Origin of the sequence: Sorangium sp. So ce394, from assembly GCF_051474665.1 — a bacterium.
GTDB classification, from domain to species: Bacteria; Myxococcota_A; Polyangia; order Polyangiales; family Polyangiaceae; genus Sorangium; species Sorangium cellulosum_D.
Genome location: NZ_CP150339.1, coordinates 6,041,749 through 6,064,017 on the forward strand (window position 1 = coordinate 6,041,749; position 22,269 = coordinate 6,064,017).

Below are 22,269 nucleotides of genomic sequence, written 5' to 3' on the forward strand. Positions count from 1 at the left end.
GGTGCGTACGGACGTCTTCTGGTCGGGGGTGCCGGCGTCGGGGCGACATTTGATTGAACGTTCAATCAATGACCTGGGCCGAGGAGATCCGCAAGCTCCAGAGCAAGGAAGAGGCGCGAAGACGCGCGCGAGGCGGAACGCGACGAGCCCGAACCGCCGCCCGGAGGGACACCGGCCGGAGGTCGAGCGACCGGCGTGCAGCGCACGCGCAGGCGCTCGCGCGCGGAAGGTGCCCGGCGGCGCACGCGCCCGCAGGGGCCGTGACGCGCGCGTCAGCGGGCGTCGGTGGGCGTCAGTGGGCGTATGGTTCGCCGCGCAGCAGCGTCATCGAGCGGTAGAGCTGCTCGATCAGCACGAGGCGCGCGAGGCGGTGCGGGAACGTGAGCGACGACAGGCTCCACCGATCGTCGGCCGCGGCGGACACGTCGGCCGGCAGCCCGTCCGCCCCGCCGATCAGGAACGCGACCACCCCCTTGCCGCGCGAGCCCCACCGCTCCACCCCGGCCGCGAACGCCTCGCTGCCGAGCGGCTTGCCGTTCACCTCCATGGCGATGACGCTGGCCCCCGCCGACGCGCGCGCGAGCAGCGGCCCGACCTTCGCCGGCGGGCCGTCCGGGATCTCGATCTCGTCGCACGCGACGTAGCGGCGGACGCGGCCGAGGTACTCGTCGATCGCCGCGCGCAGCGGCTTGTCCTTCACGCGCCCGACGGCGGCGACGATGAGGCGCACGGGCGCGCTCAGCTCGGGTCGAACCGCGGGGCGGGCTGCGCCCCGGGCGGCGGGGTCTCCGACGGGACCGGGACGCGGCCCGCGTCGATCCAGAGCCCCTCGATGTCGTACAGGCGGCGCGTCTCCTCCTGGAACACGTGCACCACCACGTCGCCGAAATCGATCAACACCCACGTCGCCGCGGCGAGGCCCTCCATCGAGAGCGGCGCGAGCTTCTGCTTGCGCACCGCCTCCTCCAGGCCCGTCGCGATCGCGTGGACATGACGGTCGGAGCGGCCGGTCATGATCACGAGGTAGTCCGCGTAGTCGACGCGCCCCACGACCTCGAGGATCTCGACGCCGATCGCCTTCTTGTCGAGCCCCGCCGCGGCCAGCGTCAGCGCGAGCTCGCGCGCCGGCGCCGACGGCTCGGGCGCCGGCGGCGGCGCGCTCCGCCGCGCGGCGGCGCGCTTCGGGCCGGCGAGCGGCGCCTTGCTCCGCGCCGGCGAACGCCCCGCGAGCGGCAGCATCGCCTTGGCCGAGCCCTCGCCGCCGCCCCGCGCAGGCCGCGGCGCGTCGCCCTCGTCCCGCGCGGGACGCCGCGCCCGCGTCGCCGGCCGATCCGCCGGGATCGGCCGCTCCGGGCGGTCCAGCTGCTCGACCTCGTCGCCCCCGCCGAGCGCGCGGCGCGCCGTCTTCTTCGCGCCGGCCTCGCCCACGCCCGCGTGCGAGGCGCGGATCCGAGGCGACGCCGGCCGCTTCGTCTTCGCCGCGGACGACGCCCGCCCGGCCGCGCCCGCCTTGGCCGTGCTCGCCTTCTTCCGCGCCGGAATGCGGGGCTCCGCGCTGTCGCTCGCCTTCGATCCCGACTTCGCCCGCGGCTTGCTGCTCCCTTCGCCTGCGTCCTTCTTCGTCGCCAACGTTCTCTCGCTTTCTCTTGCGCCCCAGAGGTCGCCGGGCGCCCCTCGTCTCGCCCGCGTCAGCGGGTCTGGCCCTCGCCGTATGCGATCCACTTGAGCGCCGTCAGGCTCGCGAGCCCCATCGGGCCGTAGGCGTGGAGCTTCGTCGTGGAGATGCCGATCTCGGCGCCCAGGCCGAGCTCGCCGCCGTCGTTGAACCGGGGCGACGCGTTCACGAGCACGCAGCTCGCGTCGACCTCGCGCACGAACCGCTGCGCGTGATCGTAGCGCGGCGTGCAGATGACCTCGGTGTGCAGCGACCCGTAGCGGCCGATGTGCTCGAGCGCCTCGTCGAGCGACCTCACCACCCGCACCGCGAGGATGGGCGCGAGGAACTCCCGCCCGTAGTCGTCCTCCGAGGCCCTGCGCGCCGACGGCACGAGCGCGCAGGTGGCCTCGTCGCCGCGCAGCTCGAGCCCGCGCTCCGCGAGGGCGGCGACGCGCGCGAGCAGCGGGGCGGCGACGCTCTCGTGCACGAGCAGGCACTCGAGCGCGTTGCAGACGCCGGGGCGCTGGAGCTTGCCGTTGTCGACGAGGCGAAGGGCCATGTCGATGTCACAGCCCGCGTCGGCGTAGAGGTGGTTCACGCCCTTGTAGTGCTGGATCACGGGGACGCGCGCGTTCTCGGCCACGAACCGGATGAGCCCCTCGCCGCCGCGCGGGATGGCCAGATCGATGAGGCCGGTCATGCCGAGCAGGAGGCGCGTGGCCTCGCGGTCGAGCGAGGGGACGATCTGCACCGCGTCCGCCGGGAGCCCGACCGAGCGCACCGCGTCCGAGAGCAGCGCGCCGAGCGCCGCGTTCGATCGCGCCGCCTCCTTGCCGCCGCGGAGGATCGCGGCGTTGCCGCTCTTCAGGCAGAGCACCGCGGCGTCGACCGTCACGTTGGGGCGCGACTCGTAGATCATCGCGATCACGCCGAGCGGGACGCGCACCTGCCCGACGAGGAGCCCGTTCGGCCGCCGCTCCATCCCGATGACCTGCCCGACCGGATCGCCCGCGGCGGCGACCTCGAGCACCGCGCCGGCGATCGACGCGAGCCGCGCCTCGTCGAGTACGAGCCGGTCGACGAGCGCCTCGGAGACGCCGGCGGCGCGCGCCGCGGCCACGTCCTCGGCGTTCGCGGCCAGCACGGCGGAGCGCTTGCCCTCGCCGGCCTCGGCGCGCAGCCGCTCGGCGATCGCGCGCAGCGCGCGGTCCTTCTGGGCCCGGTCCAGGGGGGCGAGGGCCCGGGCAGCCGCCCGGGCGCGCAGGCAGAGGGCGCGCAGCGTGCCCTCGAGATCGACGTTGCTCTGTTCCACAGCGGGAACCTAGCTCGCCTCCCTGCGCGGGCCAACCGTTCTCCTGCGCCTCCGTGCTAGCGTACCGGCCGTGTCCGGCGATCTCCGAAGCTCGAGCCAGGCGTCGTTCGCACCCCGCTCCCGCCCGGCCCGCCCTGCGCGGCGGGCGGCGCTCCTCGCGGGGGCGCTCCTCGCGGCGGTCGCGCCCGCGGCGTGCGGCGGCGCGGACGCCGCCGAGGACGCGCCCGCCCCGCCGAGCACGGGCATCCCGCGCGCGGCGCCGAACGCGCGCGGGGCGCCGCTCGAGGCGCCGCCGGCGCCCTCCGTCCCCTCCTCGCCGTTCGGCGATCCGGAGACGCTCCAGATACCGCCCGATCCGTTGGGTCCTCCCGAGTTGCCGCCGCATCCCGTTCCTCCCGTGAACGCCGGGGGGAGCGGCAGCGGAGTCGAGCTATGACACGCCCTCACAACGCCTCTCAGGTCGCCGCGGTCGCTGCGGCCCTCGCCGCGCTCCTCGCCGCGGCGTGCTCCTCGTCCTCCCCGAAGCCGCTCCCGGCCGGCCCGCCGCCCGAGTACGAGCGCCCGCGCGCGTACGACGGCGGCGTGGGCGACGCGCCCGCGGCGCCGGCCTCGCCGGACGAGCCGGCGGCGACGCCAGGCGCGCCGCTGCTCGCCCCGTCGCCGGGCGCGCCGCCGACGGGCGCTCCGCCGACGGGCGCGCCGCCGCCGCCGCCCACGCAGCCATGACGCCTGCGCGGCCGTGACGCCAGCGCGGCCATGACGCCAGCGCAGCCATGACGCCTGCGCGGCGCGCGCCTCGCCTGCGCCCCGGCCCGTCCGACGCTGGCGGATCCAGCCCCGCCATGCTAGCGGCAGCCATGCTCTCACCCCGTCGGGACTTCGTCGTCATCCTCGATTTCGGCTCTCAGTACACGCAGCTCATCGCCAGGCGCGTGCGCGAGTCGGGCGTCTACTGCGAGATCCACCGCTTCGACGTGCCGATCGCCGAGCTGCGCCGGCTCGCCCCGCGCGCGCTCATCCTCTCCGGCGGCCCCGCCAGCGTGTACGGCGACAACGCGCCGCACTGCTCCCGCGAGGTGCTGGAGCTCGGCGTCCCGACGCTGGGCATCTGCTACGGCCTCCAGCTCATGGCGCACCACCTCGGCGGCAAGGTCGAGCGCGCGCACACGGGGGGCGAGTACGGCCCCGCCACGGTGCGGATCGATCGCCCGACCGGCATCTTCTCCCGCTTCGTCGAGGGCGACTCCATCGACGTCTGGATGAGCCACGGCGATCGCCTCACGGCGATGCCGGAGGGGTTCGTCGCGCTCGGCACCACGCCCGGCAGCCCGCTCTGCGCCGTCGCCCGCGAGCGCGACAAGCTCTACGGCCTCCAGTTCCACCCCGAGGTCGTCCACACCCCGCGCGGCAAGGAGATCCTCCAGGCGTTCCTCTTCGACGTCGCCGGCCTCTCCCCGACGTGGACGCCCGCGTCGTTCGTGGAGGAGGCGATCGCCGCGGTCCGCGAGAAGGCCGGCCCGCACGACCGCGTCATCCTCGGCCTCTCGGGCGGCGTCGACTCCTCGGTCGCCGCGGTCCTCTGCCAGCGCGCCCTCGGCGACCGGCTGACGTGCATCTTCGTCGACAACGGCCTCCTGCGCGAGGGCGAGGCCGAGACCGTCGAGCGGACGTTCCGCGACCACTTCCACATGAACCTCGACGCCGTCGACGCGTCGGCGCGCTTCCTCGAGGGGCTGCGCGGCGTCGTGGATCCCGAGCAGAAGCGCAAGGTGATCGGCCGCCTCTTCATCGAGGTGTTCGAGGAGGAGGCGAAGCGCGTCGAGGGCGCGAAGTGGCTCGTCCAGGGCACGCTCTACCCCGACGTGATCGAGAGCGTCTCGTTCAAGGGGCCGAGCGCCGTCATCAAGAGCCACCACAACGTCGGCGGCCTGCCCGAGCGGATGAACCTCGGCCTCATCGAGCCGCTGCGGGAGCTCTTCAAGGACGAGGTGCGCGCCGCCGGCGAGGCGCTCGGCATGCCGCGGGAGATCCTCTACCGCCAGCCGTTCCCCGGCCCGGGGCTCGCGGTGCGGTGCCTCGGCGAGGTGACGCCGGAGAAGCTCCGCGTGCTCAGGGCGGCCGACACGATCTTCGACCAGGAGATCCGCGCCGCCGGGCTCTACGAGTCGCTCTGGCAGAGCTTCTGCGTGCTCCTCCCGGTCCGCTCGGTGGGCGTGATGGGCGACGAGCGCACCTACGACGAGGCGATCGCGCTCCGCGCGGTGCACTCGACCGACGGCATGACCGCCGACTGGGCGCGGCTGCCCTACGACCTCATCGCGCGGGTGAGCTCGCGCATCATCAACGAGGTGCGCGGCGTGAACCGCGTGGTGCTCGACGTGTCGTCGAAGCCCCCCTCGACCATCGAGTGGGAGTGACGATGGCCGGCGGCAACGCGAGGCGGCCCCGCGCCGCGCTGGCGCTCCTCCTGCTCGGGCTCTCGTCGTGCGTCGCGCGGACCCCGGCCACGGTCTCGCTGCGGATGAAGGGCAACGTGCCCGACGCGTCGGTCACGATCGACGACCAGTACATCGGCGCGCTCGCGTACGTCGCCGCCCGCGGCGTCGCGCTGCCGCCCGGCGCGCACCGCATCACCGTGGAGAAGGCCGGCTACTTCGCCTGGGATCGGCTCGTCGAGGCGAAGAGCGGCGACGCGCCGATCCATCTTCAGGTGCAGCTCACGCCCGTGCCGGACTGACGCCTCGCCGGGCAGACGCCGCTCGCTCCATCGCGCCGCCGTCGCCTCGTCACCGCCGCGCAGGCGCGCGACGGCGCAGGACGAAATCATCTCCAGGCGCTCTCCGTAATCCTGGGAGATGGATGCGCGCAGCGCGCATTCGCCCTCAACCTCAAGCTTACGGTGGACAGGAACATGCCGAATCGGACCCGTCCGAAGGCGCTGTCGCGCGCGCCTTCCACGCAGAACATGGCCCGGCGCGCCCGCCGGCGCGCCACCCTCGAGGTGTGCGGTCCCGGGAGTCATCGCCCCGGAGGTCGCCTGTTCCACGCCCTGTGCGATCTCGCCGATCGCTTCCTGCAGCGCCGGGGAGATCCGCGGGCGACGCAGCTCGGCACCGTGCTCTTCTATGTCGCCTTCCACGGCGCTCGAGCGGCCGAGGACGAGGACTTCCGCCTCTCGCTGCGGACCTCCCTCGACATGCTCGTCGAGCTCGAGCCGCTCGAGCGCTGGCAGCGCCCGCCCCCGGCGTCCGATCTGCCCGCCGGCCGGCCCGCGCCGCGCCCGTACCCCACCTACGCCGGCGCGGATTTCCCGCAGGTGCGGGGGGCAGGATGACGTCGCTCTCGCCGCCTTCCCCGCCGGCGCGCCCGTCGTTCGAGACGGTCTACGCCGTGGGCCTGCCGTTCCTGCACCGCGCGCTCCGCTGGCTCGGCGTCGAGACGAACGACGTCGACGACATGCTCCAAGAGATCTTCCTCGCGGCCCACCGAGCCCTGCCCGGCTACGAACCGTGGCGTTACCACGGCGCGCCTCCCCACGGCCTCCCCACGGACGGGCCGCCGCCCCTGCGCATCACGCCCGAGGCGGCGCTGCAGCGGTGGCTGTTCGGCATCGCGTGGCGGAAGATGAGCCACTACCACGCGCGCGCTCACCGGCGCCGCGAGATCCCGTCCGGGGCCGGCGCGTCCTGGCCGTTCGACGGGCGCGATCCGACGCCGACGCCGGAACAATCGCTCGCGAGCGACGACCGCGCGGAGATCGTGACGGCGCTGCTCCGGAAGGTCGCGCCCGAGCGACGCGTGATCCTCGTGATGTACGAGCTGCTCGGCGTGGCGGTCGCGGACATCGCCCGCGAGCTCGAGCTCAAGGAGAACACGGTCCGCTCCCGCCTGCGCCTCGCCCGCGAGGACTTCCGCGCCGCGGTCGCGCGCCAGTCGTCCGAGCGCCGAAGCGCCCTGCGCGCCCTCACCGCGTCGGAGCGCCCCCTCCACGCCGCGGCCGCGTCCTTGCTCCGCGCCGCGGCCGTGTTCCCGACCGTCCCCGCGGCCGACGCGGGCGCGCTCTGGCTCCGTCTCCAGCACCGGATCGCGATGTGCGAGGGCGCTGCCGACGCGCCCGCCGTCCTCACCTCGCCGCATCGCGGCGAGCGCAACAAAGCCACCTCGCCCGCCGCGCGGCGAGCGCAACAATCCGAGCGCAACAAATGTGAAGCGGGCGACCGCACTGTCAGCTTGACGCTCCCGCACGTTTGTGTAGTCTCCGCCCCCCTCGCAGAGAAAGTCCTAAGATCATGGCCAATACCCCGAAGTGGAATGTCCGTCTGCGTCACGAATGGCTCGCCACCCCGCTCAAGAAGAAGCGCCTGAAGCGCTGCCAGAAGGCGCGGATCGGTCTCCTCGACGCGGAGCAGCGCAAGGCCGCCAAGCAGAAGCCGGCCCCGGTTGAGCAGCCCGCGGGCTGACCATCCGACCACCGTGCGGCGATAACCGGACCGGCCGCGCGAACGCCTCGACATCGCATACCGATCGCGGTTCGGTAGGTCGGCGCCCTCGCGCGGCGCGATCCGTGGTAGCGTCGCCTCGCGGTGTTCGCCCGCGCGTTGGCGACGAATCGTCGGTCCCCGCCTCCGGCGAGGATCGACCCGGATCCATGGGAGCGAGGCCCTGAGCGTGTCGGATTCGAGCTTTTCGCCCGGTCGCTCGGGCAGCCCTGCCGTACCCGCGTCCCGCGCTGCTGGCAGCGCGCCGCCGTCGCCTCCTGAGGAGGGCGAGGGCCCGACCCGCGTCATGAGCGACACGGAGCGGCAAGCCGCCCTGGCCGCCGTCCGCGCCGCGCAGGCCCAGGCCGCCGCAGCCGCGTCCCCATCCACGACCGCGGAGACGGTCCGGCCGCCTCCCCCCCCGGGGGGAAGCGAGGCGGCGCACGACGTCGCCCCGGTGACGGTCCGGCCGCACAACGTCCCCATGGGACCCGCTGCGGCGGCGCACTACGCGACCGCCGATACGGTCCGTCCCCCCGCCCCGCCCGCGCCGGGCGAGCCGGGCGAGCCGCCGGTCGAGGCGGATCCGCTGGTCGGCACCACGGTGGCCGGGGCGTACCGCATCGTCCGCCTCCTCGGAGAAGGCGGCATGGGCCGCGTCTACGAGACGCACCACACCCGCATCCCGGGCAAGCGCTTCGCCCTGAAGACGCTCCACCCCGAGCTCGCCCAGCAACCCACCATCCTCGCGCGGTTCCAGCGCGAGGCGGAGGCGGCGGCGTCGGTCCGGAACCCGCACATCGTCGAGATCTTCGACGTGAACCGGCTGAGCGACGGCCGGCCGTGCATCATCGCCGAGTACCTGGACGGCCAGGGGCTCGGCGAGCTCCTCGCGGCGTCCGGGGGCCGTCTGCCGGTCGGCACCGCGGTGCGGATCGCGCGCGAGGTCTGCGACGGCATCGCGGCCGCGCACGCCGCGGGCGTCGTGCACCGGGACATCAAGCCGGAGAACATCTTCCTCACGGGCGACCCGGCGTGCCCCACCGTCAAGGTCCTCGATTTCGGCATCTCGAAGACCTCCGCACCGTCCGGGCTCACGCGGACCGGCATGATCCTCGGAACGCCGGCCTACATGGCCCCGGAGCAAGCCAAGGGGGACGAGATCGACGCGCGGGCCGACATCTATGCCATCGGCGCGGTCCTCTACCACGCGCTCACCGGGCAGCGCCCCTTCGAGCGCAGCGACCCGACGGCGATGCTGCTCGCCGTCATGACCGAGGAGCCGCCGGCGCCGCGGACGGTGAACCCGGACATCCCGCCGGACCTGGAGCTCATCGTCCAGCGCGCCATGGCGAAGGAAAAGGAGGGCCGCTACGCCTCGATGGGTGAGCTCGCCAGCGCGCTCGCGCCGTTCGAGGAGGCGCCCCTGCCCGCGCAGCCGCCCAGCGCGTCGCTCGGGCGCCCGTCCGTGACGCTCGGCAGGCCCTACGCGCTCTCGCACGCCTTCGGCCTGCCCAAGTCGGCCACCTCCGAGGCGTACCTGACGCGGCAGATGGTCTTCCTCTCGGCGAGCCTCGGCCTCGGGTGGCTCGGCGCGGGGCTCGTCAGCTGCCTCGCCGGCCTCGCGCGCGCGGCGCGGGGCGACAGCGCCGCGCTGTCGGGCCAGGGCGCCACGCTGCTCACGCTCGGGGTCCTGTGCGCCCTGTTCGGCGTGGGGCTGCTCGGCGGCTTCTACGTCTTCCGCCACATCTGGCGGGACGACACGAAGCTGAGCGCGCTCGCGCCGCGGCTCACGACGCCCGTCGTGCTCGCCCTCGTGGCCTACGGGGTGGCGTCGCTGCTCGTCCGGCTGCTGGAGGGCGTGTTCCTGCAGCGCGCCGTCGGCATCGCGTGGCCGGTCTGGGACGCGCTGCTCTTCCTGATCAGCGTCGGCGCCGCGCTCGCGGCCGCGCTGTTCCAGTGGCGAGCCGAGCGGCGATGAGCCCGCGGCCCGGCCGCGCGACGCCGCCCATGGGCCGCAGCCAGCGCCTGTGTTAGGGGAGCGGGGCATGCCGCCGCAGGCCTCCGGGACCAGCGCCAGCCAGGGCAGCCCCCCCGATCGACCGGGCTCGCTCCCGGGGACGACCACCGTCCTCACCGCGGGCGGCGGCGCCCCGGCCGGCCGCGCCGCCCTGCTCACGCGGGCGCCCGCCGCGGCGCGATGGCTGGTCGCCGGCGCGGCCGCCGTCGTGGCCGTCGTGCTCGGCGCCGCCCTGCTGCGCGACGACGGCTCGCTCGCCCAGATCGAGGCTGCGGTGAGCGCCGAGCGCGCGGGGCCCGCGGGCTCCGCGCCCCGGCGTCCGGCGGCCCCGCGGCCGAGCGACGCGGTCCCCGCCGACGAGCTCGCCGCCGCGACCGCGGGCGGCGTGCTCCAGCTCGAGGCGCTCGCCGCGCGCTACCCCAAGGATCCGTCGATCTTCCGGGCGCTCATGCTGCGCCACGCGCTCCCGCCCCCGTACCACGCCGCCGCGCTCGCGGCGGCGAAGCGGCTCTTGGAGCTCGATCCGGGCGCGGCTGCGGACGACGACGTGAAGCGCGTCGTCTCGAGCGCCGCCGGCGGCCCTCCCGAGGCCGCGTCGGCCGCGCTCGACCTGATGGCGACCGGCATGGGGAGCCACGGGGCCGATCTCCTCTACGAGCTCTCGATCGGCAGCGCTGCGCTGAAGGAGCGCGCCGCGAAGCGGCTCGCCGAGGCCGCGGTCCTCGCGCGGGCGACGCCCGCGCTGCGCGTCGCGCACGAGCTCCGCGCCGCCCCCTCCTGCAAGGCGCGGCAGGCGCTCCTGGGGCGCGCGACGGCCGACGGCGATCGGCGCGCGATCGACGTCCTCACGCCGCTCGTCTCCAGCAAGAGCAAGGGGTGCGGCTTCCTGGGGATGAGCCGCTGCGCGGCGCCGTGCGCCTCGATCGCGAAGGAGATCAAGGCGGCCATCCAGGCGATCGAGGCGCGCGTCGGGCCGTCGCCCGGGGCGGCCGACGCGCCCGAGAGCCGATGATCGCCCGCGCGCGCCGATCGCGTTGACCGAGGGTTGCGCGGGTGGGAGCCTTGCCATATCAGGGCTCAACTCATGTCCGTTCCTGCTCAACCTTGGTCGCCAGATTCATGGCGTGAACGTCCCAACGCGGCGCCCATGCCGTACGACGATGCCGCGGCCGTCGACGCGGCCGTCGACAAGCTCCGTGCGCTGCCGCCGCTCGTGACCTCGTGGGAGGTCGAGCGGCTCAAAGGCCATCTGGCCCAGGCGCAGGTCGGCCGGAGGTTCGTGCTGCAAGGGGGCGACTGCGCCGAGACGCTCGACGACTGCAGCCCGAACATCGTCACGAACAAGCTGAAGATCCTGCTGCAGATGTCGCTCGTGCTGGTGCACGGCGCCCGCCGGCCGGTCGTGCGGCTCGGGCGCTTCGCGGGGCAGTACGCCAAGCCGCGATCCAGCCCGATCGAGACGCGCGACGGCGTGAGCTTGCCGAGCTACTTCGGGGATCTCATCAACCGCGCGCCCTTCGAGGCCGCCGCCCGGCGCCCGGATCCGGGCCTGATGGTGGCGGGATACCAGCACGCGGCGCTCACCCTGAATTTCATCCGGTCCCTGTCGGAGGGCGGCTTCGCCGATCTGCATCACCCGGAGTACTGGGATCTGAGCTTCCTCGAGCGGGCGGATCTGCCCGGCGAGCTGCGCGAGCGTTACCAGCGGATGACCGAGCAGGTCGGGGAGGCCCTCCGGTTCATGGAGGCGCTCGCCGAGGTGCCTGTCGGGGAGCTGTCGCGGGTCGAGTTCTTCACGAGCCACGAGGGGCTCAACCTGCATTACGAGTCGGCGCAGACGCGGAAGGTCGCGCGCCGCCCCGGCTACTACGACCTGACGACCCACCTGCCCTGGATCGGCGAGCGCACGCGGCAGCCCGACGGCGCGCACGTCGAGTTCTTCAGCGGGGTGGCGAACCCGGTGGGCATCAAGCTCGGCCCGAAGACGGTCCCCGGCGAGGTGATCCGCCTCCTCGACCGGCTGAACCCGGCGGACGAGCCGGGCAAGATCGTGCTCATCGTGCGCATGGGCGCCGGCCGGGTGCGCGAGGGGCTCCCGCCACTCATCGAGGCGGTGCGCTCGGCGGGGCGCAAGGTCCTCTGGATGTCCGACCCGATGCACGGCAACACGCAGACGACGGCCGGCGGGATCAAGACACGGAATTTCGAGGACATCCTCACCGAGATCGAGGCGAGCTTCGAGGTGCACGAGGCGCTCGGGTCCCACCTCGGCGGCGTCCACTTCGAGCTCACGGGCGACGACGTGACCGAGTGCATCGGCGCGGGTCTCACGGAGTCCGATCTCGACCGGCGGTACGCGAGCCTGTGCGATCCGAGGCTGAACTACCGCCAGTCGCTCGAGATGGCGTTCCGCATCGCCCACCGCATGGCGGAGTCCTCCCGGCGCTCGAAGGGCTGAGCGCCGGCTCCGCCCCGGGGCGGCGCTCGGGCGAGAATCGGGCGATGAGAGATGAACCGCCAAGGCGGCCAAGGACGCCAAGAGAGGCAATCTGAGCTCTCTTGGCGCCCTCGGCGCCTTGGCTGTTTTTCTTCCTTTCATCGAGAGCACAGAGCATTTGCCGTGATTCCCGCCGTGGCCTCAGCCGCTCTCGCGGTATTTCCGCCGTCTCGCGTGCTCCGAGCGCCCCTCACCAGGAGCAGGAGACGCCTGCTGGCGATCCGTCGCGGCTGCCCCAATGAACTCGCGCAGGGGGTAGCTCGCCATGCAGAACATCTCGACAGAACAGGGTGAGAGCCGACAGGGAGAGGGACAGGCCACGACGGAGAGCTCGTTCGAGGGACAGCAGCGCTCCGCCGCCTGCCCGACGCTCATCGAGTCTTTCCTGCCGGTGGCGGACATCGTCGTGAACGAGCAAATCGTCGTGATGGCGACGCCGGAGGCGACGTACGCGGCGCTGAAGCGGGTGGACTTCGCGAGGAGCCCCTCGCTGCTGGTGCGCGCGTTCCTCGCGCTCCGCGTGGCCGAGGCGCGTCGCGCCCGGCGCAGGCTCCGGCTCGCGCCGCTGCCGGCGCCCGCGCGCGTGTCGCTCCAGAACGTCGAGGACTACGGCCAGATCAGGCTCGCCGAGAAGGAAGGCTCCGAGATCGTCGTCGGCGCGATCGCGCGCCCGATGAACGCGGAGAGCCTGTACGTCAGGCGGTCCGCCGCCGAGTTCAAGGCGTTCGACTGCCCGGGGTACGTCAAGGCGGCGGGCAGCTACGTCGTGACGCCCCACGGCCATCGCCGGACGATGCTCTCGTACGAGGTGCGGATCCGCGCGACCGACACGCGGACGCGGCGGCAGCTGTTCTTCTGGGACGCGCTGACCGCGCCGCTCATGATGGCGGTCACGCGCCGGACGCTCCGCTACGCCGCGAAGGTCATCGAGCGCCAGTGCGCCGCGTCGGCGCACCGACAGGCCCTGTAGCTCCGCCCGCCAGTCACCCCCGAGGCGCTCGCCGCGCGCGAGCCCTCGGGGGTCGTGAGCGCCCCGCTCACGGCCGATCGATCGTGAAGACGGGCGACGTCCACGTGTCCCAGTGCGCCTCGTTGCCCGGATCGCCGAGCGCCCTGAGCGCGCGGAGCTTGATCCGATAGTCCCCGTCCGGCACGACCGTCGGCCGCCCGTCGAGCTTCGTCGTGCCCTTCCACCCGTACCGCGTGGCCGCCGTCGCCGACGAGCTCTGGCCGACGTGCGAGAGCGAGAGCGCGCTCCCCCACGGCTTCGCGGTCGCGGCCTCGACGACGTCGAGGGTCACGCGCTCCGCGCCGTGGTCGAAGTGGACCATCACGTACGGCACGTCGTCCGACGCCAGTGTGTAGGTCGCGCCGCTCCGCTGGCGGACCATGCGCGTCCCGCTCAGCTTGCCGAGCCACGGCGCCTCGCTGCTGCCCGACGGCTTGAGGACGGGGACGCTCTGGTAGTCGCCCTTGAAGCCCGCGTACGGCACCCGCAGCGGGCCGTCGGCCGCGCCGCCCCGCGGGGTGAACACGAGGTAGCCGCCGAACAGGCTTCCGTCCGCGAGCGCGTCGCTCGCCCTGATCGTGACGGTGACGGTCGCGCGCCCGCGGGCGGGCACGGTGACGCTCGGGGCGCCGAAATCGACGGCCGCGGCGCCGGCCGTCGCGCTCGTCGGCCTCCAGTGATCGCCGCCGGTCGCGCACGCGGCGGGCGCGTGCGACAGGTCGTAGGTGACGTCGTGCGCGGCCGCGTTCTCGAGCGTCAGCGTGCGCGCGGCGGGGCCGGCTTCGCTCTCGCCGAGCGCGAGCTTGCCGGGGCTGATCACGGTGGTCGCGCGGATCGCCCGGTCGACGCGGATCACCCCCGCCCCCTGCCGGTGCGCGCCCTCGAGCACCTGCCCGCTCGGATCGCCGCCCCGCGGCGCGGGGACGGCGCTGTTCTGCAGGACGTCGCGCACGCGCGGCGCCGAGAGCTCCGGCCGCGCGTCGAGCAGGAGCGCGACGGCGCCCGCCACGTGCGGCGCCGCCATCGACGTGCCGCTGAGCGTGTCGTACGAGCCCTGCTCGACCGGTACCGTCGAGTAGATCGCGCCGCCGGGCGCGGCGAGGTCGGGCTTGAAGGAGAGCGCCGCGCTCAGGCCGTGCGAGCTGAAGCCGGAGATGAGGCCCGCCGTGCTGCTCTGCGCGGCCACGGCCCGATCGGTCCAGCTGTGGGTCAGCGGCCCCGCGTCGAGGCGCGCGCTCAGCAGCTCGCCGTCGGCCTGCGCGATCCCCACGACCGGGATCGAGATCGGGCCGCCCGACGCGACCGACGGGTTCATCTCCCCACCCCGGTCGTTGTAGATCACGACGCCGGCCGCGCCCGCGGCCTGCGCGCGCGCGGCCTTCTCGTGGAAGGGGCAGCCGCCGCGCCGGACGAGCGCGATCTTGCCCGCGAGGCTGCCAGCGGGGAGCTCGTCGCACGCGTCGCGCGCGCTCGCGGGCGTCCCGGTGCGCGCGAGCGGCGCGCTCCCCGAGAGCGGCGGGGGCGGGCTCCCCTCCGCGCGCGCGTAGCCGATCGCCGCGTTGCCCGGCGCCACGGTGAACGACAGGCGGGTCACGCGGGTGCCGTCGATCGACGCGGCGCCGATGACCGCCTCGCCCACGCCGGGCGCGCCCGCGGCCCAGAGCCCCTTCTCGCCGCTGTTGCCGATCGACGCGACGACCACGACGCCCCGCGCGACGAGCGCGGTCGCCGCGGCCGCCGTCGGGTAGTCGGGCCACTGGAACGGCGTTCCGATGCTGATGTTGACGACGCGCATGCCGTCCTCGGCGGCCCGCTCCATCGCCTTGAGGATGATGTCGGCGCGCGATCCGCCGCGGCAGCCGAACACGCGGTAGGCGCCGAAGGTCACGTCCGGCGCCACGCCCTGCACGATCCCGTTCGCCCCGATGATGCCGGCGACGTGCGTGCCGTGGCCCAGGCAATCGTCGGGGTCGCCGTCGGGCACCGGCGGCTTGCTCGCGTCGCCGCTGACGAAGTCGTCGCCGACGAAGTCGTGGCCGAACGCCACGCGGCAGCCCTGGCCGAAGCAGCCGCCGAGATCGGGGTGATGGTAGTCGACGCCGCTGTCGATCACGCCGACGCGGATGCCCTCGCCGGTCACGCCGAGGTCGCGGCGCACGAGGTCCGCGCCAGACATGTCGCTCGCGACGGCGAGGTCCGGATCGACCGCGGTCGCGGCGCGCGCGACGTCGAGCTCCACGGGCACGACGGGGTAGACGGCCTTGACCCCGGGCATCTCGGAGAGCGCGGCGGAGCCCCCGCGCGCGACGCGAACGGAGAGGCCGTTCCAGAGCTCGTCGAACGAGAACCGGAGCGCGTACCGGAGCCCGCGCTCCTCGGCCGCCCGCCGGAAGAGCGCCCGCTCCTCGTCGGCGAGGCCCTTCGCGCGCGCGCGCCCGCCGCTCGTCGCGGCCGGCGCGCGCTCGAGCTCCACGAACCAGAGCTCCGTCGGCTCCTCCGGCGCGAACGCCGCCTCGCCCGCCGCCGCGCCGTCCGGAGGGGCGTTGTTCTGGCCCGCTCCCTCGACTCCAAGCTCTCCGCTGCACCCTGAAAGAGCGATGTGGAGGCAAGCCAGACCGAACCAGCGCACACCGTATTTCATGAGCCCTGTTCCGCGCGTGCCGTTCATTGAATCAGCTATGTTCGATGGCGCGAATCGGTCAAGCGAGAGCGGGGCGAGAACGGCTCTGAGAGCGAGCCTCGCCACGTCATCGTCGTAGACCCTGGAAGAGCGGCTGTTTCAGGTCAGCCCTCCTTTCGCGCCGGGGCGCAAGGGGACAGGGAGATAATCTGTTCCCCGCTTCCCCTTGCGTCCCTTGCGCCCTGGCGGTCCTCTTCCCATCTGCCGATTTTCTCTGGATCTTGACGTGATCGGTGTTCTAGGGTCGCGCGGCTCTCCGGCGCGGACGGCGCCGGGGCTCGGATGTGGAATGACGGTCCTCGCGCGCGCCTTGTTCTCCATGCACCATCGCCTGGTCCACGTGCCGCGCGTGGGCCGCGTCGCGCGGGCGCTGGCCGCGCAGGTGGGCCGCGCGTCGTCGCTGCTCGACGTGGGCGCGGGCGACGGGACGGTCGCGCTCGAGGTCGCGCGCCGGGTGGGCGCGCAGCGCGTCGTCGGCGTCGACGTGAAGGCGCGCCCCGGCGCGGCGCTCCCGGTCGTCGCGTACGACGGCGAGCGCCTCCCCTTCCCCGACGGGGCGTTCGAGGCGGTGCTCCTCTCCGACGTGCTGCACCACTGCGCGCGCCCCGCCGCGCTGCTCGCGGAGGCGCTCCGGGTCGCCGCGCGCGTCGTCGCGCTCAAGGATCACTTCCGCTTCGGCCCGGTCTCGGAGAAGGTGCTGCTCCTCATGGACCTCGTCGGCAACGCCGCGCCGGGCGTCGAGGTGCGCGGCGCCTACTTCACGCCGGGCGAGCTCGTCGAGCTCGTGCGCGGCGCGGGCGGGCGCATCACCGGCCTCGAGTGGCCGCTCCGGATCCACGACATGCCGTTCCGCATGGTGACGCAGGATCGACTGCAGTTCGCGGCCCGGGTCGAGCGCCCGGCCGGAGGAGGCGGGCGATGACCGGGCTCAGGTCGTTCGTCGTCGGCGGCGCCGGGTTCATCGGGAGCCACCTCACCGATCGCCTCGTCGAGCGCGGCCCCGTGACGCTGTACGACAACCTCTCGGTCGGGCGCCGCGCGTTCGTGGCCTCGCACCTCGCCTCCGGGCGCGCGACGCTCGTCGAGGCGGACGCCCTCGACCTCGAGCGCCTCACCGAGGCGATGGCGGGCCACGACCTCGTCGTGCACCTCGCCGCGAACCCCGAGGCGCGCTGGGGGCTCGCGCGGACGCGGCTCGATCTCGAGCAGGGGACGATCGCGACGTACAACGTGCTCGAGGCGATGCGGCGCACGGGGGTGAGCCGGCTGATCTTCTCGTCCTCCGGGACGGTCTACGGCGACACCGCGCGGCGGTGCGCCGAGGGCGATCTCGGCGCCCTGCCGATCTCGCTCTACGGCGCGAGCAAGCTCGCGGGCGAGGCGCTCATCAGCGCCTATGTCGAGTGCTTCGGCCTCACCGCGTGGATCTACCGCTTCGGCAACGTGGTCGGGCCGCGCGGGACCCACGGCGCGGCGCTCGATTTCCTGAAGAAGCTCCGCGACCGCCGCACCGAGCTCGAGGTGCTCGGCGACGGGCGCCAGTCGAAGCCGTACCTCGATGTCCGCGACTGCGCGGAGGGGATCCTGTTCGGCTTCGATCGCGCGGCGGAGCGGCTCAACATCTTCAACCTCGCGCCCGAGGACGCGACGAGCGTCTCCCGCATCGCGGAGCTGTGCGTGGCGGCGTCGCCCTACCCGGACGCGGTGATCCGGTATCAGGGCGGCGAGCGCGGGTGGCCCGGCGACGTGCCGCGATCGCGGATGGATCCGGGCAAGCTGGCGGCGCTGGGCTTCCGGGTGCGCCACACGAGCGACGAGGCCGTGCGCATGGCGGTGGCGGCGCTGGCGAGCGAGGTGTTCGGGGGTGAGCCGGCGGGGTGAGGGCCAGGGCGGCGGCGCGCCCGGGCGCGCCGCGGTGGTAGACTCCGCGCATGGCTGAGCTCACTCTGTACATCGGAAACAGGTCCTATTCCTCGTGGTCGCTCCGGCCCTGGCTCGCCCTGAAGCACGCCGGCGCCGAGTTCGACGAGGTGGTGATCCCGCTCCGGGCGCCGGGCGTCCGCACCCCGGAGATCCAGCGCCACTCGCCCTCGGGCAAGGTGCCGGCCCTGAAGCACGGGGCGCTCACGATCTGGGAGTCGCTCGCGATCGCCGAGTACGTGGCGGAGAGCTTCCCCGACGCGAAGCTCTGGCCGGAGGCGCGCGGCGCGCGCGCCGTCGCGCGGGCGGTGAGCGCCGAGATGGCGAGCAGCTTCGCCGCGCTCCGCACCGCGCTCCCGATGAACGTGCGGCGCAAGATCCAGGGGGTGGCGATCACCGAGGCCGCGTCGCAGGACATCGCGCGCGTCCAAGCGATCTGGAACGACTGCCGATCTCGCTTCGGCCAAGGGGGCGAGTTCCTGTTTGGCCGCTTCAGCGTCGCGGACGCGATGTACGCGCCGGTCGCGACGCGGTTCGACACCTACGGGGTTGAGCTCGACGCGGTCTCTCAGCGCTACGTGGCGTCGATCCTGGCCCTCCCCGCGATGCAGGAGTGGATCGCGAAGGCCAAGGAGGAGCCGCACATCATCGAGGCGTACGAGGCCATCGGCGTCGTGGGCAAGTAGGGGCCGGCACGCGGGCGCGACGATCGCGACGATGACGATGTCGCGCAGCTTCCGCCGCCACGTCGCGCGGTAACGGCTGCGGCCGGCGGCGAGAAGCGCTACTAGACGCGGACATGCCGCACGAACTCGACCTGATCCTCACGCTCACGGGCGGGCTCACCGCCGCCCTCGCGTTCGGCTTCATCACCCAGCGGCTGAGGCTGTCGCCCATCGTGGGCTACCTGCTGGCCGGGATCCTCGTCGGCCCCTTCACGCCGGGGTTCGTCGCCGACAAGGGGCTCGCGGATCAGCTCGCGGAGATCGGGGTCATCCTGCTGATGTTCGGGGTCGGCCTGCAATTCCACGTCCGCGAGCTCCTCGCCGTGCGCAAGGTCGCCGTGCCGGGCGCCCTCATCCAGATCGCCGTCGCCACGGCGCTCGGCGGCCTGGTCGGCCGCGCCGCGGGCTGGTCGTGGGCCGCGTCGATCGTCTTCGGCATCGCCATCTCCGTGGCGAGCACCGTCGTGCTCACGCGCGTCCTCAGCGACAGCCACGTCCTGCACACCCCGGCCGGTCACCTCGCCATCGGCTGGCTCGTGCTCGAGGACGTCTTCACCGTGCTCGTGCTCGTGCTGCTCCCCGCCCTGCTCGGCGAGGACGCCGGCGCGGGCGCGACGGGGGTCGCGGTGTCCGTGGGCATCGCGGTCCTCAAGCTCGCCGGGCTCGTGGCCTTCGTCTTCATCGTCGGCCAGCGCGTCATCCCCACGCTGCTCGGTTACGTGGCGAAGACCGGCTCGCGGGAGCTCTTCACGCTGACGGTGCTCGTCGTCGCGCTCGGCGTCGCCGTCGGCTCGGCGAAGCTCTTCGGCTCGTCGATGGCGCTCGGCGCCTTCCTGGGCGGCCTCGTCGTCGGCCAGTCCGACTTCAGCTCGCGCGCCGCCTCGGAGGCGCTCCCGATGCGCGACGCGTTCGCCGTGCTGTTCTTCGTCTCGGTCGGCATGCTCCTCGACCCCACGCAGCTCGCCATCGGCTGGCCGGTCGCCGCGGCGACGCTCGCCGTGGTGCTGATCGGCAAGCCGCTCGCCGCGCTCTTCGTCGTGGTGCTGCTCCGCCGCCCCCTCCAGACCGCCTTCGCCGTGGCCCTGTCGCTCGCGCAGATCGGGGAGTTCTCGTTCATCCTCGCGACGCTCGGCCGGCAGCTCGGCATCATGCCGGACGAGGCCTCGCAGGCGCTCGTCGTCGCGTCGATCGCGTCGATCACCTTGAACCCCCTGCTCTTCAGCCTCCGGGATCGCCTGGCGCGCTCGACGTCGGCGCTCCTCCTGCGCCGCGGCGCCGCGGCGCAGGCCGGCGCGGAGCCCGCGCCGGTGGACGAGAGCGCCCACCGCACGGTCGTCGTGGGCTACGGCCCGGTCGGGCGGACGCTGACCCGGCTGCTCCGGGAGAACGGCATCGAGCCCACGGTCGTCGAGCTGAACGTCGACACGGTGAGGCACCTGCAGAGCCAGGGCATCCGCGCGATCTACGGCGACGCGACGCAGCGGGAGATCCTCGAGCGCGCCGGGGTCGGGACGGCGGACAGCCTGCTCTTCACGTCGGCGGGCCCGTCCGGGGACGCGGTGATCGAGCAGGCGAAGGGCATCAATCCGGGGCTGTTCGTCCTCGCCCGCGCCTTCTACATGCGCGAGGTGGCCGCGCTGAAGAAGGCGGGCGCGGACGTCGTCGTGACCGGCGAGGCCGAGTCGCGTTCTCGATGACCGAGCGCCTCCTCGTGCGGCTCGGCGCGACGGCCGAGCAGGTGGAGCGCGAGCGCGAGCGCGTCCGGAGCGAGCTCTTCGGCACCAGCGCGCCGGAGCCCCAGCCCGCGCGCGCGGTGTGATCCCGCGGCGGGGCGGCGGTCCGGCTCAGCGCGATTTGCCGAGCGAGGTCACGCCGCCGACGACCAGCGCGAGCCCGACGACCTGCTGCCACGCGAACGGCTCGCCCAGGATGACCCAGGAGAACGCGATCGTGAGCACCGGGCCGAGCGTCGAGAACGTCGCGGCCCGGCCCGCGCCGAGCCGCCGGATCGCCGCCGCGAGCAGGACGATGGGGAGCACCGTGCTGATCGTCGCCATCGCCGCCGCGTACCACCACACCGCGGCCGGGAGCTCCGAAAGCCGCGCGGGGCTCCCCGTCGCCGCGTAGTGCGCGAGCACCATCACGCACGAGGTCGCCCCGCAATACGCGGCGAGGCGCGTCGAGCCCACCCTGGAGGCGAGCCTGCCGACGCCGATGTAATAGAGCGCGTAGGTCACCGCGCTCGCGAACACCCACGCTCCGCCGACGGCGACGACCCGCGCGTCCCCGGTTTGCTCGAGATCGTGCCAGACGGCCGCCGCGAGGCCGAGATAGCACACGGCGAGCGCTCCCCAGGCCTTGGCGCGCACCGGCTGCTTCAGCCACACCGCGCCGATCAGGAGCACGAGCGTCGGATACACGAACAGGATCAGGCGCTCGAGGCCGGTGCTGATGTACGTGAGCCCGATGAAGTCGAACAGGCTGGACAGGTAGTACCCGAGGAAGCCGACGAGCAGCACGCCGCCCCAGAGGCGGGGCGTCATGCGCTCGGCGGCCTCGCCGCGCTCCCTCCGGGCGAGCCACAGGAAGAACGGCAGCGCGATGCCCATCCGCAGCGCGAGCAGCGACACCGCGTCGATCGGGTGCGCGGCGTAGGCGAGCTTCACGAAGATCGCCTTCAGCGCGAACGTCGCCGCGGAGAGGACGGCGAACGTCCGGCCATCGTCGAGGAGGCCAGTCGGCAGCTCGCCGGTCAAGGTGTGCGCGCGCTCGGATTGGGACATGGAATCGCGCCTCTCGTCGTCACAGGCTCACAGGTCGATCCGCGGGAGACCGGTGGTCGTCCACCGCGCTGCCGCGGCCCCGCCCCGCGGGCGCGCTCCTCGAGCGGAAGACGAGCCAGCATTGCGCGTGGAAGTCCGCGTTTGCCATCGCACAGGACGGCTCCGGGGAGAGGCAGGTATTTTTCAGGTAGGGGACGATCTCCCGGCTGGGTAGCTGTCCGGGCCGCTGCGCGCGCGGATCGCGTCGGATCGGGCCGCGCTCCCCGTGGGCCTTGGGCTAAGCTCCCCGTTCCGATGACGTCTCCTGCTGGCCCAGGCACCGCCGCGCGCGTCCCGGGCGCGCTCCCCGCCCCCGGCGGGCCGCCCCCGCGGCGGCGGCGCGCGCCGCTCGCGCAGGAGCCCTCCGGCGTGCACCAGGTCGGCGCGTCGTTCCTGCAGATCGCCGCCACGGTCGGCGGCATGGCCGTGCTCGCGGGGCAGATCGCGGCGCGCGTGGCCACGCTCCGCGTCGACGGCGCCGAGTTCATGCGCAACCTCTACAGGATGGGCGTCAAGTCGATGCCCATCGTCGTCGTGACGGCGCTCTTCACCGGCGCGATCATGGTCATCCAGGCGGCGCCGCTGGTCGAGCGCTTCGGCGCGCACGGCCTGCTCGGCTGGGGCGCGGGCTTCGGCACGCTCCGCGAGATCGCCCCGCTGCTCACGGCGCTCATGATCAACGGCCGCGTCGGCGCCAACAACACCGCCGAGCTCGGCACCATGGTCGTCACCGAGCAGATCGACGCCCTCCGCGTGCTCGCGATCGACCCGGTGAGCTTCCTCATCGCCCCGCGCTTCCTCGCGATGGTGCTGACGCTGCTGCTCTCGGTGATCTTCGCCGACGCGCTCGCCCTGCTCGGCGCCGCGTTCACCGGCGACCTCCTGCTCGGCGTCGCCCCGGCCGTCTTCTACAACGGCCTCACGAGCGGGCTCCTCGGCATCGGCGACGTCATGAGCGGCCTCGTCAAGAGCGTCGTCTTCGGCGTCGTCCTCGCGCTCTCGAGCTGCCAGTACGGCCTCGGCGTGACCGGCGGCGCCCCCGGCGTCGGCCGCGCCGTCAACGCGACCGTCGTCGCCTCGGCCGCCGGCATCTTCATCCTCGACTACTTCGTCTCGTTCACGCTCGACTGACGGATCGACGGCGCCGCG

At 73.7% G+C, this 22,269-nt stretch carries 19 protein-coding genes and 1 pseudogene; 15 read left to right on the plus strand and 5 right to left on the minus strand.

Annotated features, from left to right (window positions below; genetic code table 11):
• Positions 1 to 292 precede the first annotated feature (292 nt).
• From WMF33_RS22035 to WMF33_RS22045, 3 genes are read right to left on the minus strand one after another with little or no spacing between them, the layout of a single operon-like run.
• Positions 293 to 730, minus strand: coding sequence for a 23S rRNA (pseudouridine(1915)-N(3))-methyltransferase RlmH (locus WMF33_RS22035; protein ID WP_020736363.1), 438 nt, complete (start codon positions 728 to 730; stop codon positions 293 to 295).
• Between the two features lie 8 nt (positions 731 to 738).
• Positions 739 to 1,629 carry a ribosome silencing factor gene (rsfS, locus tag WMF33_RS22040; protein ID WP_437338984.1) on the minus strand — a complete coding sequence of 297 codons (891 nt, stop codon included), beginning with the start codon at positions 1,627 to 1,629 and terminating at the stop codon, positions 739 to 741.
• A 59-nt stretch (positions 1,630 to 1,688) separates the two neighbouring features.
• Complete coding sequence (locus WMF33_RS22045; RefSeq protein WP_437338985.1) at positions 1,689 to 2,969, minus strand: glutamate-5-semialdehyde dehydrogenase; 1,281 nt, start codon at positions 2,967 to 2,969, stop codon at positions 1,689 to 1,691.
• Positions 2,970 to 3,039: 70 nt separating this feature from the next.
• Here WMF33_RS22045 and WMF33_RS22050 point away from each other — a divergent pair, with 70 nt between their 5' ends.
• The 10 genes from WMF33_RS22050 (at position 3,040) to WMF33_RS22095 (ending at position 12,934) form a co-directional block, all read left to right on the plus strand.
• Positions 3,040 to 3,405, plus strand: a complete 366-nt coding sequence (locus WMF33_RS22050) for a hypothetical protein (RefSeq protein ID WP_437338986.1) — start codon at positions 3,040 to 3,042, stop codon at positions 3,403 to 3,405.
• Entirely contained in the window at positions 3,402 to 3,695 is a 294-nt protein-coding gene (locus WMF33_RS22055) for a hypothetical protein (protein ID WP_437338987.1), read from the plus strand. The genes WMF33_RS22050 and WMF33_RS22055 overlap by 4 nt, the downstream gene beginning before the upstream one ends.
• A gap of 116 nt (positions 3,696 to 3,811) precedes the next feature.
• The gene (gene guaA, locus WMF33_RS22060) at positions 3,812 to 5,386 is read left to right on the plus strand and encodes a glutamine-hydrolyzing GMP synthase (protein ID WP_437338988.1); all 1,575 of its coding nucleotides are present in this window, start codon (positions 3,812 to 3,814) and stop codon (positions 5,384 to 5,386) included.
• 2 nt (positions 5,387 to 5,388) lie between these two features.
• A complete protein-coding gene (locus WMF33_RS22065) occupies positions 5,389 to 5,706 on the plus strand; it encodes a PEGA domain-containing protein (RefSeq protein WP_437338989.1) in 318 nt (105 codons plus the stop codon).
• A gap of 174 nt (positions 5,707 to 5,880) precedes the next feature.
• Entirely contained in the window at positions 5,881 to 6,303 is a 423-nt protein-coding gene (locus WMF33_RS22070) for a hypothetical protein (RefSeq protein ID WP_437338990.1), read from the plus strand.
• Positions 6,300 to 7,334: an RNA polymerase sigma factor gene (locus WMF33_RS22075; protein WP_437338991.1), complete on the plus strand. Its 1,035-nt coding sequence runs from the start codon at positions 6,300 to 6,302 to the stop codon at positions 7,332 to 7,334. The genes WMF33_RS22070 and WMF33_RS22075 overlap by 4 nt, the downstream gene beginning before the upstream one ends.
• A 420-nt stretch (positions 7,335 to 7,754) precedes the next feature.
• Positions 7,755 to 9,428, plus strand: a complete 1,674-nt coding sequence (locus tag WMF33_RS22080) for a serine/threonine-protein kinase (RefSeq protein WP_437338992.1) — start codon at positions 7,755 to 7,757, stop codon at positions 9,426 to 9,428.
• 67 nt (positions 9,429 to 9,495) lie between these two features.
• Positions 9,496 to 10,479: a hypothetical protein gene (locus WMF33_RS22085; RefSeq protein ID WP_437338993.1), complete on the plus strand. Its 984-nt coding sequence runs from the start codon at positions 9,496 to 9,498 to the stop codon at positions 10,477 to 10,479.
• Positions 10,480 to 10,551: 72 nt separating this feature from the next.
• Entirely contained in the window at positions 10,552 to 11,925 is a 1,374-nt protein-coding gene (locus WMF33_RS22090) for a 3-deoxy-7-phosphoheptulonate synthase class II (protein ID WP_061629334.1), read from the plus strand.
• Between the two features lie 304 nt (positions 11,926 to 12,229).
• Positions 12,230 to 12,934, plus strand: a complete 705-nt coding sequence (locus WMF33_RS22095) for a hypothetical protein (RefSeq protein ID WP_061629335.1) — start codon at positions 12,230 to 12,232, stop codon at positions 12,932 to 12,934.
• Between the two features lie 67 nt (positions 12,935 to 13,001).
• Here WMF33_RS22095 and WMF33_RS22100 read toward each other — a convergent pair whose 3' ends face one another.
• Positions 13,002 to 15,614: a S8 family serine peptidase gene (locus WMF33_RS22100; protein ID WP_437338994.1), complete on the minus strand. Its 2,613-nt coding sequence runs from the start codon at positions 15,612 to 15,614 to the stop codon at positions 13,002 to 13,004.
• 328 nt (positions 15,615 to 15,942) lie between these two features.
• Here WMF33_RS22100 and WMF33_RS22105 point away from each other — a divergent pair, with 328 nt between their 5' ends.
• The 4 genes and pseudogenes from WMF33_RS22105 to WMF33_RS22120 all read left to right on the plus strand — a co-directional run bounded on the left by WMF33_RS22105 (position 15,943) and on the right by WMF33_RS22120 (position 20,117).
• Positions 15,943 to 16,575, plus strand: coding sequence for a class I SAM-dependent methyltransferase (locus WMF33_RS22105; protein ID WP_437338995.1), 633 nt, complete (start codon positions 15,943 to 15,945; stop codon positions 16,573 to 16,575).
• Positions 16,572 to 17,534, plus strand: coding sequence for an NAD-dependent epimerase/dehydratase family protein (locus tag WMF33_RS22110; protein WP_437338996.1), 963 nt, complete (start codon positions 16,572 to 16,574; stop codon positions 17,532 to 17,534). Before WMF33_RS22105 ends, WMF33_RS22110 begins: the two co-directional genes overlap by 4 nt.
• Before the next feature lie 50 nt (positions 17,535 to 17,584).
• Positions 17,585 to 18,259 (plus strand): glutathione S-transferase N-terminal domain-containing protein, encoded by a 675-nt coding sequence (locus WMF33_RS22115; protein ID WP_437338997.1) that lies wholly within the window; start codon positions 17,585 to 17,587, stop codon positions 18,257 to 18,259.
• 113 nt (positions 18,260 to 18,372) lie between these two features.
• A pseudogene (locus tag WMF33_RS22120) lies at positions 18,373 to 20,117 on the plus strand (cation:proton antiporter).
• A 25-nt stretch (positions 20,118 to 20,142) separates the two neighbouring features.
• Here WMF33_RS22120 and WMF33_RS22125 read toward each other — a convergent pair.
• A complete protein-coding gene (locus WMF33_RS22125; protein WP_437338998.1) occupies positions 20,143 to 21,081 on the minus strand; it encodes a DMT family transporter in 939 nt (312 codons plus the stop codon).
• A 294-nt stretch (positions 21,082 to 21,375) separates the two neighbouring features.
• On the opposite strand from WMF33_RS22125, the gene WMF33_RS22130 reads away from it, so the two are divergent.
• Positions 21,376 to 22,251 (plus strand): ABC transporter permease, encoded by an 876-nt coding sequence (locus WMF33_RS22130; RefSeq protein WP_063823965.1) that lies wholly within the window; start codon positions 21,376 to 21,378, stop codon positions 22,249 to 22,251.
• Positions 22,252 to 22,269 lie beyond the last annotated feature (18 nt).

Excerpts from the sequence above, each read along its gene's own strand:
- WMF33_RS22110 (WP_437338996.1), top strand. The coding sequence starts at position 16,572 with ATGACCGGGCTCAGGTCGTTCGTCGTCGGCGGCGCCGGGTTCATCGGG.
- WMF33_RS22095 (WP_061629335.1), top strand. The coding sequence starts at position 12,230 with ATGCAGAACATCTCGACAGAACAGGGTGAGAGCCGACAGGGAGAGGGA.
- WMF33_RS22130 (WP_063823965.1), top strand. The coding sequence starts at position 21,376 with ATGACGTCTCCTGCTGGCCCAGGCACCGCCGCGCGCGTCCCGGGCGCG.
- WMF33_RS22115 (WP_437338997.1), top strand. The coding sequence starts at position 17,585 with ATGGCTGAGCTCACTCTGTACATCGGAAACAGGTCCTATTCCTCGTGG.
- WMF33_RS22055 (WP_437338987.1), top strand. The coding sequence starts at position 3,402 with ATGACACGCCCTCACAACGCCTCTCAGGTCGCCGCGGTCGCTGCGGCC.
- WMF33_RS22075 (WP_437338991.1), top strand. The coding sequence starts at position 6,300 with ATGACGTCGCTCTCGCCGCCTTCCCCGCCGGCGCGCCCGTCGTTCGAG.
- WMF33_RS22125 (WP_437338998.1), bottom strand. The coding sequence starts at position 21,081 with ATGTCCCAATCCGAGCGCGCGCACACCTTGACCGGCGAGCTGCCGACT.
- WMF33_RS22070 (WP_437338990.1), top strand. The coding sequence starts at position 5,881 with ATGCCGAATCGGACCCGTCCGAAGGCGCTGTCGCGCGCGCCTTCCACG.
- WMF33_RS22090 (WP_061629334.1), top strand. The coding sequence starts at position 10,552 with ATGTCCGTTCCTGCTCAACCTTGGTCGCCAGATTCATGGCGTGAACGT.
- guaA (WP_437338988.1), top strand. The coding sequence starts at position 3,812 with ATGCTAGCGGCAGCCATGCTCTCACCCCGTCGGGACTTCGTCGTCATC.
- WMF33_RS22100 (WP_437338994.1), bottom strand. The coding sequence starts at position 15,614 with ATGAAATACGGTGTGCGCTGGTTCGGTCTGGCTTGCCTCCACATCGCT.
- WMF33_RS22105 (WP_437338995.1), top strand. The coding sequence starts at position 15,943 with ATGACGGTCCTCGCGCGCGCCTTGTTCTCCATGCACCATCGCCTGGTC.
- WMF33_RS22080 (WP_437338992.1), top strand. The coding sequence starts at position 7,755 with ATGAGCGACACGGAGCGGCAAGCCGCCCTGGCCGCCGTCCGCGCCGCG.
- WMF33_RS22085 (WP_437338993.1), top strand. The coding sequence starts at position 9,496 with ATGCCGCCGCAGGCCTCCGGGACCAGCGCCAGCCAGGGCAGCCCCCCC.
- WMF33_RS22065 (WP_437338989.1), top strand. The coding sequence starts at position 5,389 with ATGGCCGGCGGCAACGCGAGGCGGCCCCGCGCCGCGCTGGCGCTCCTC.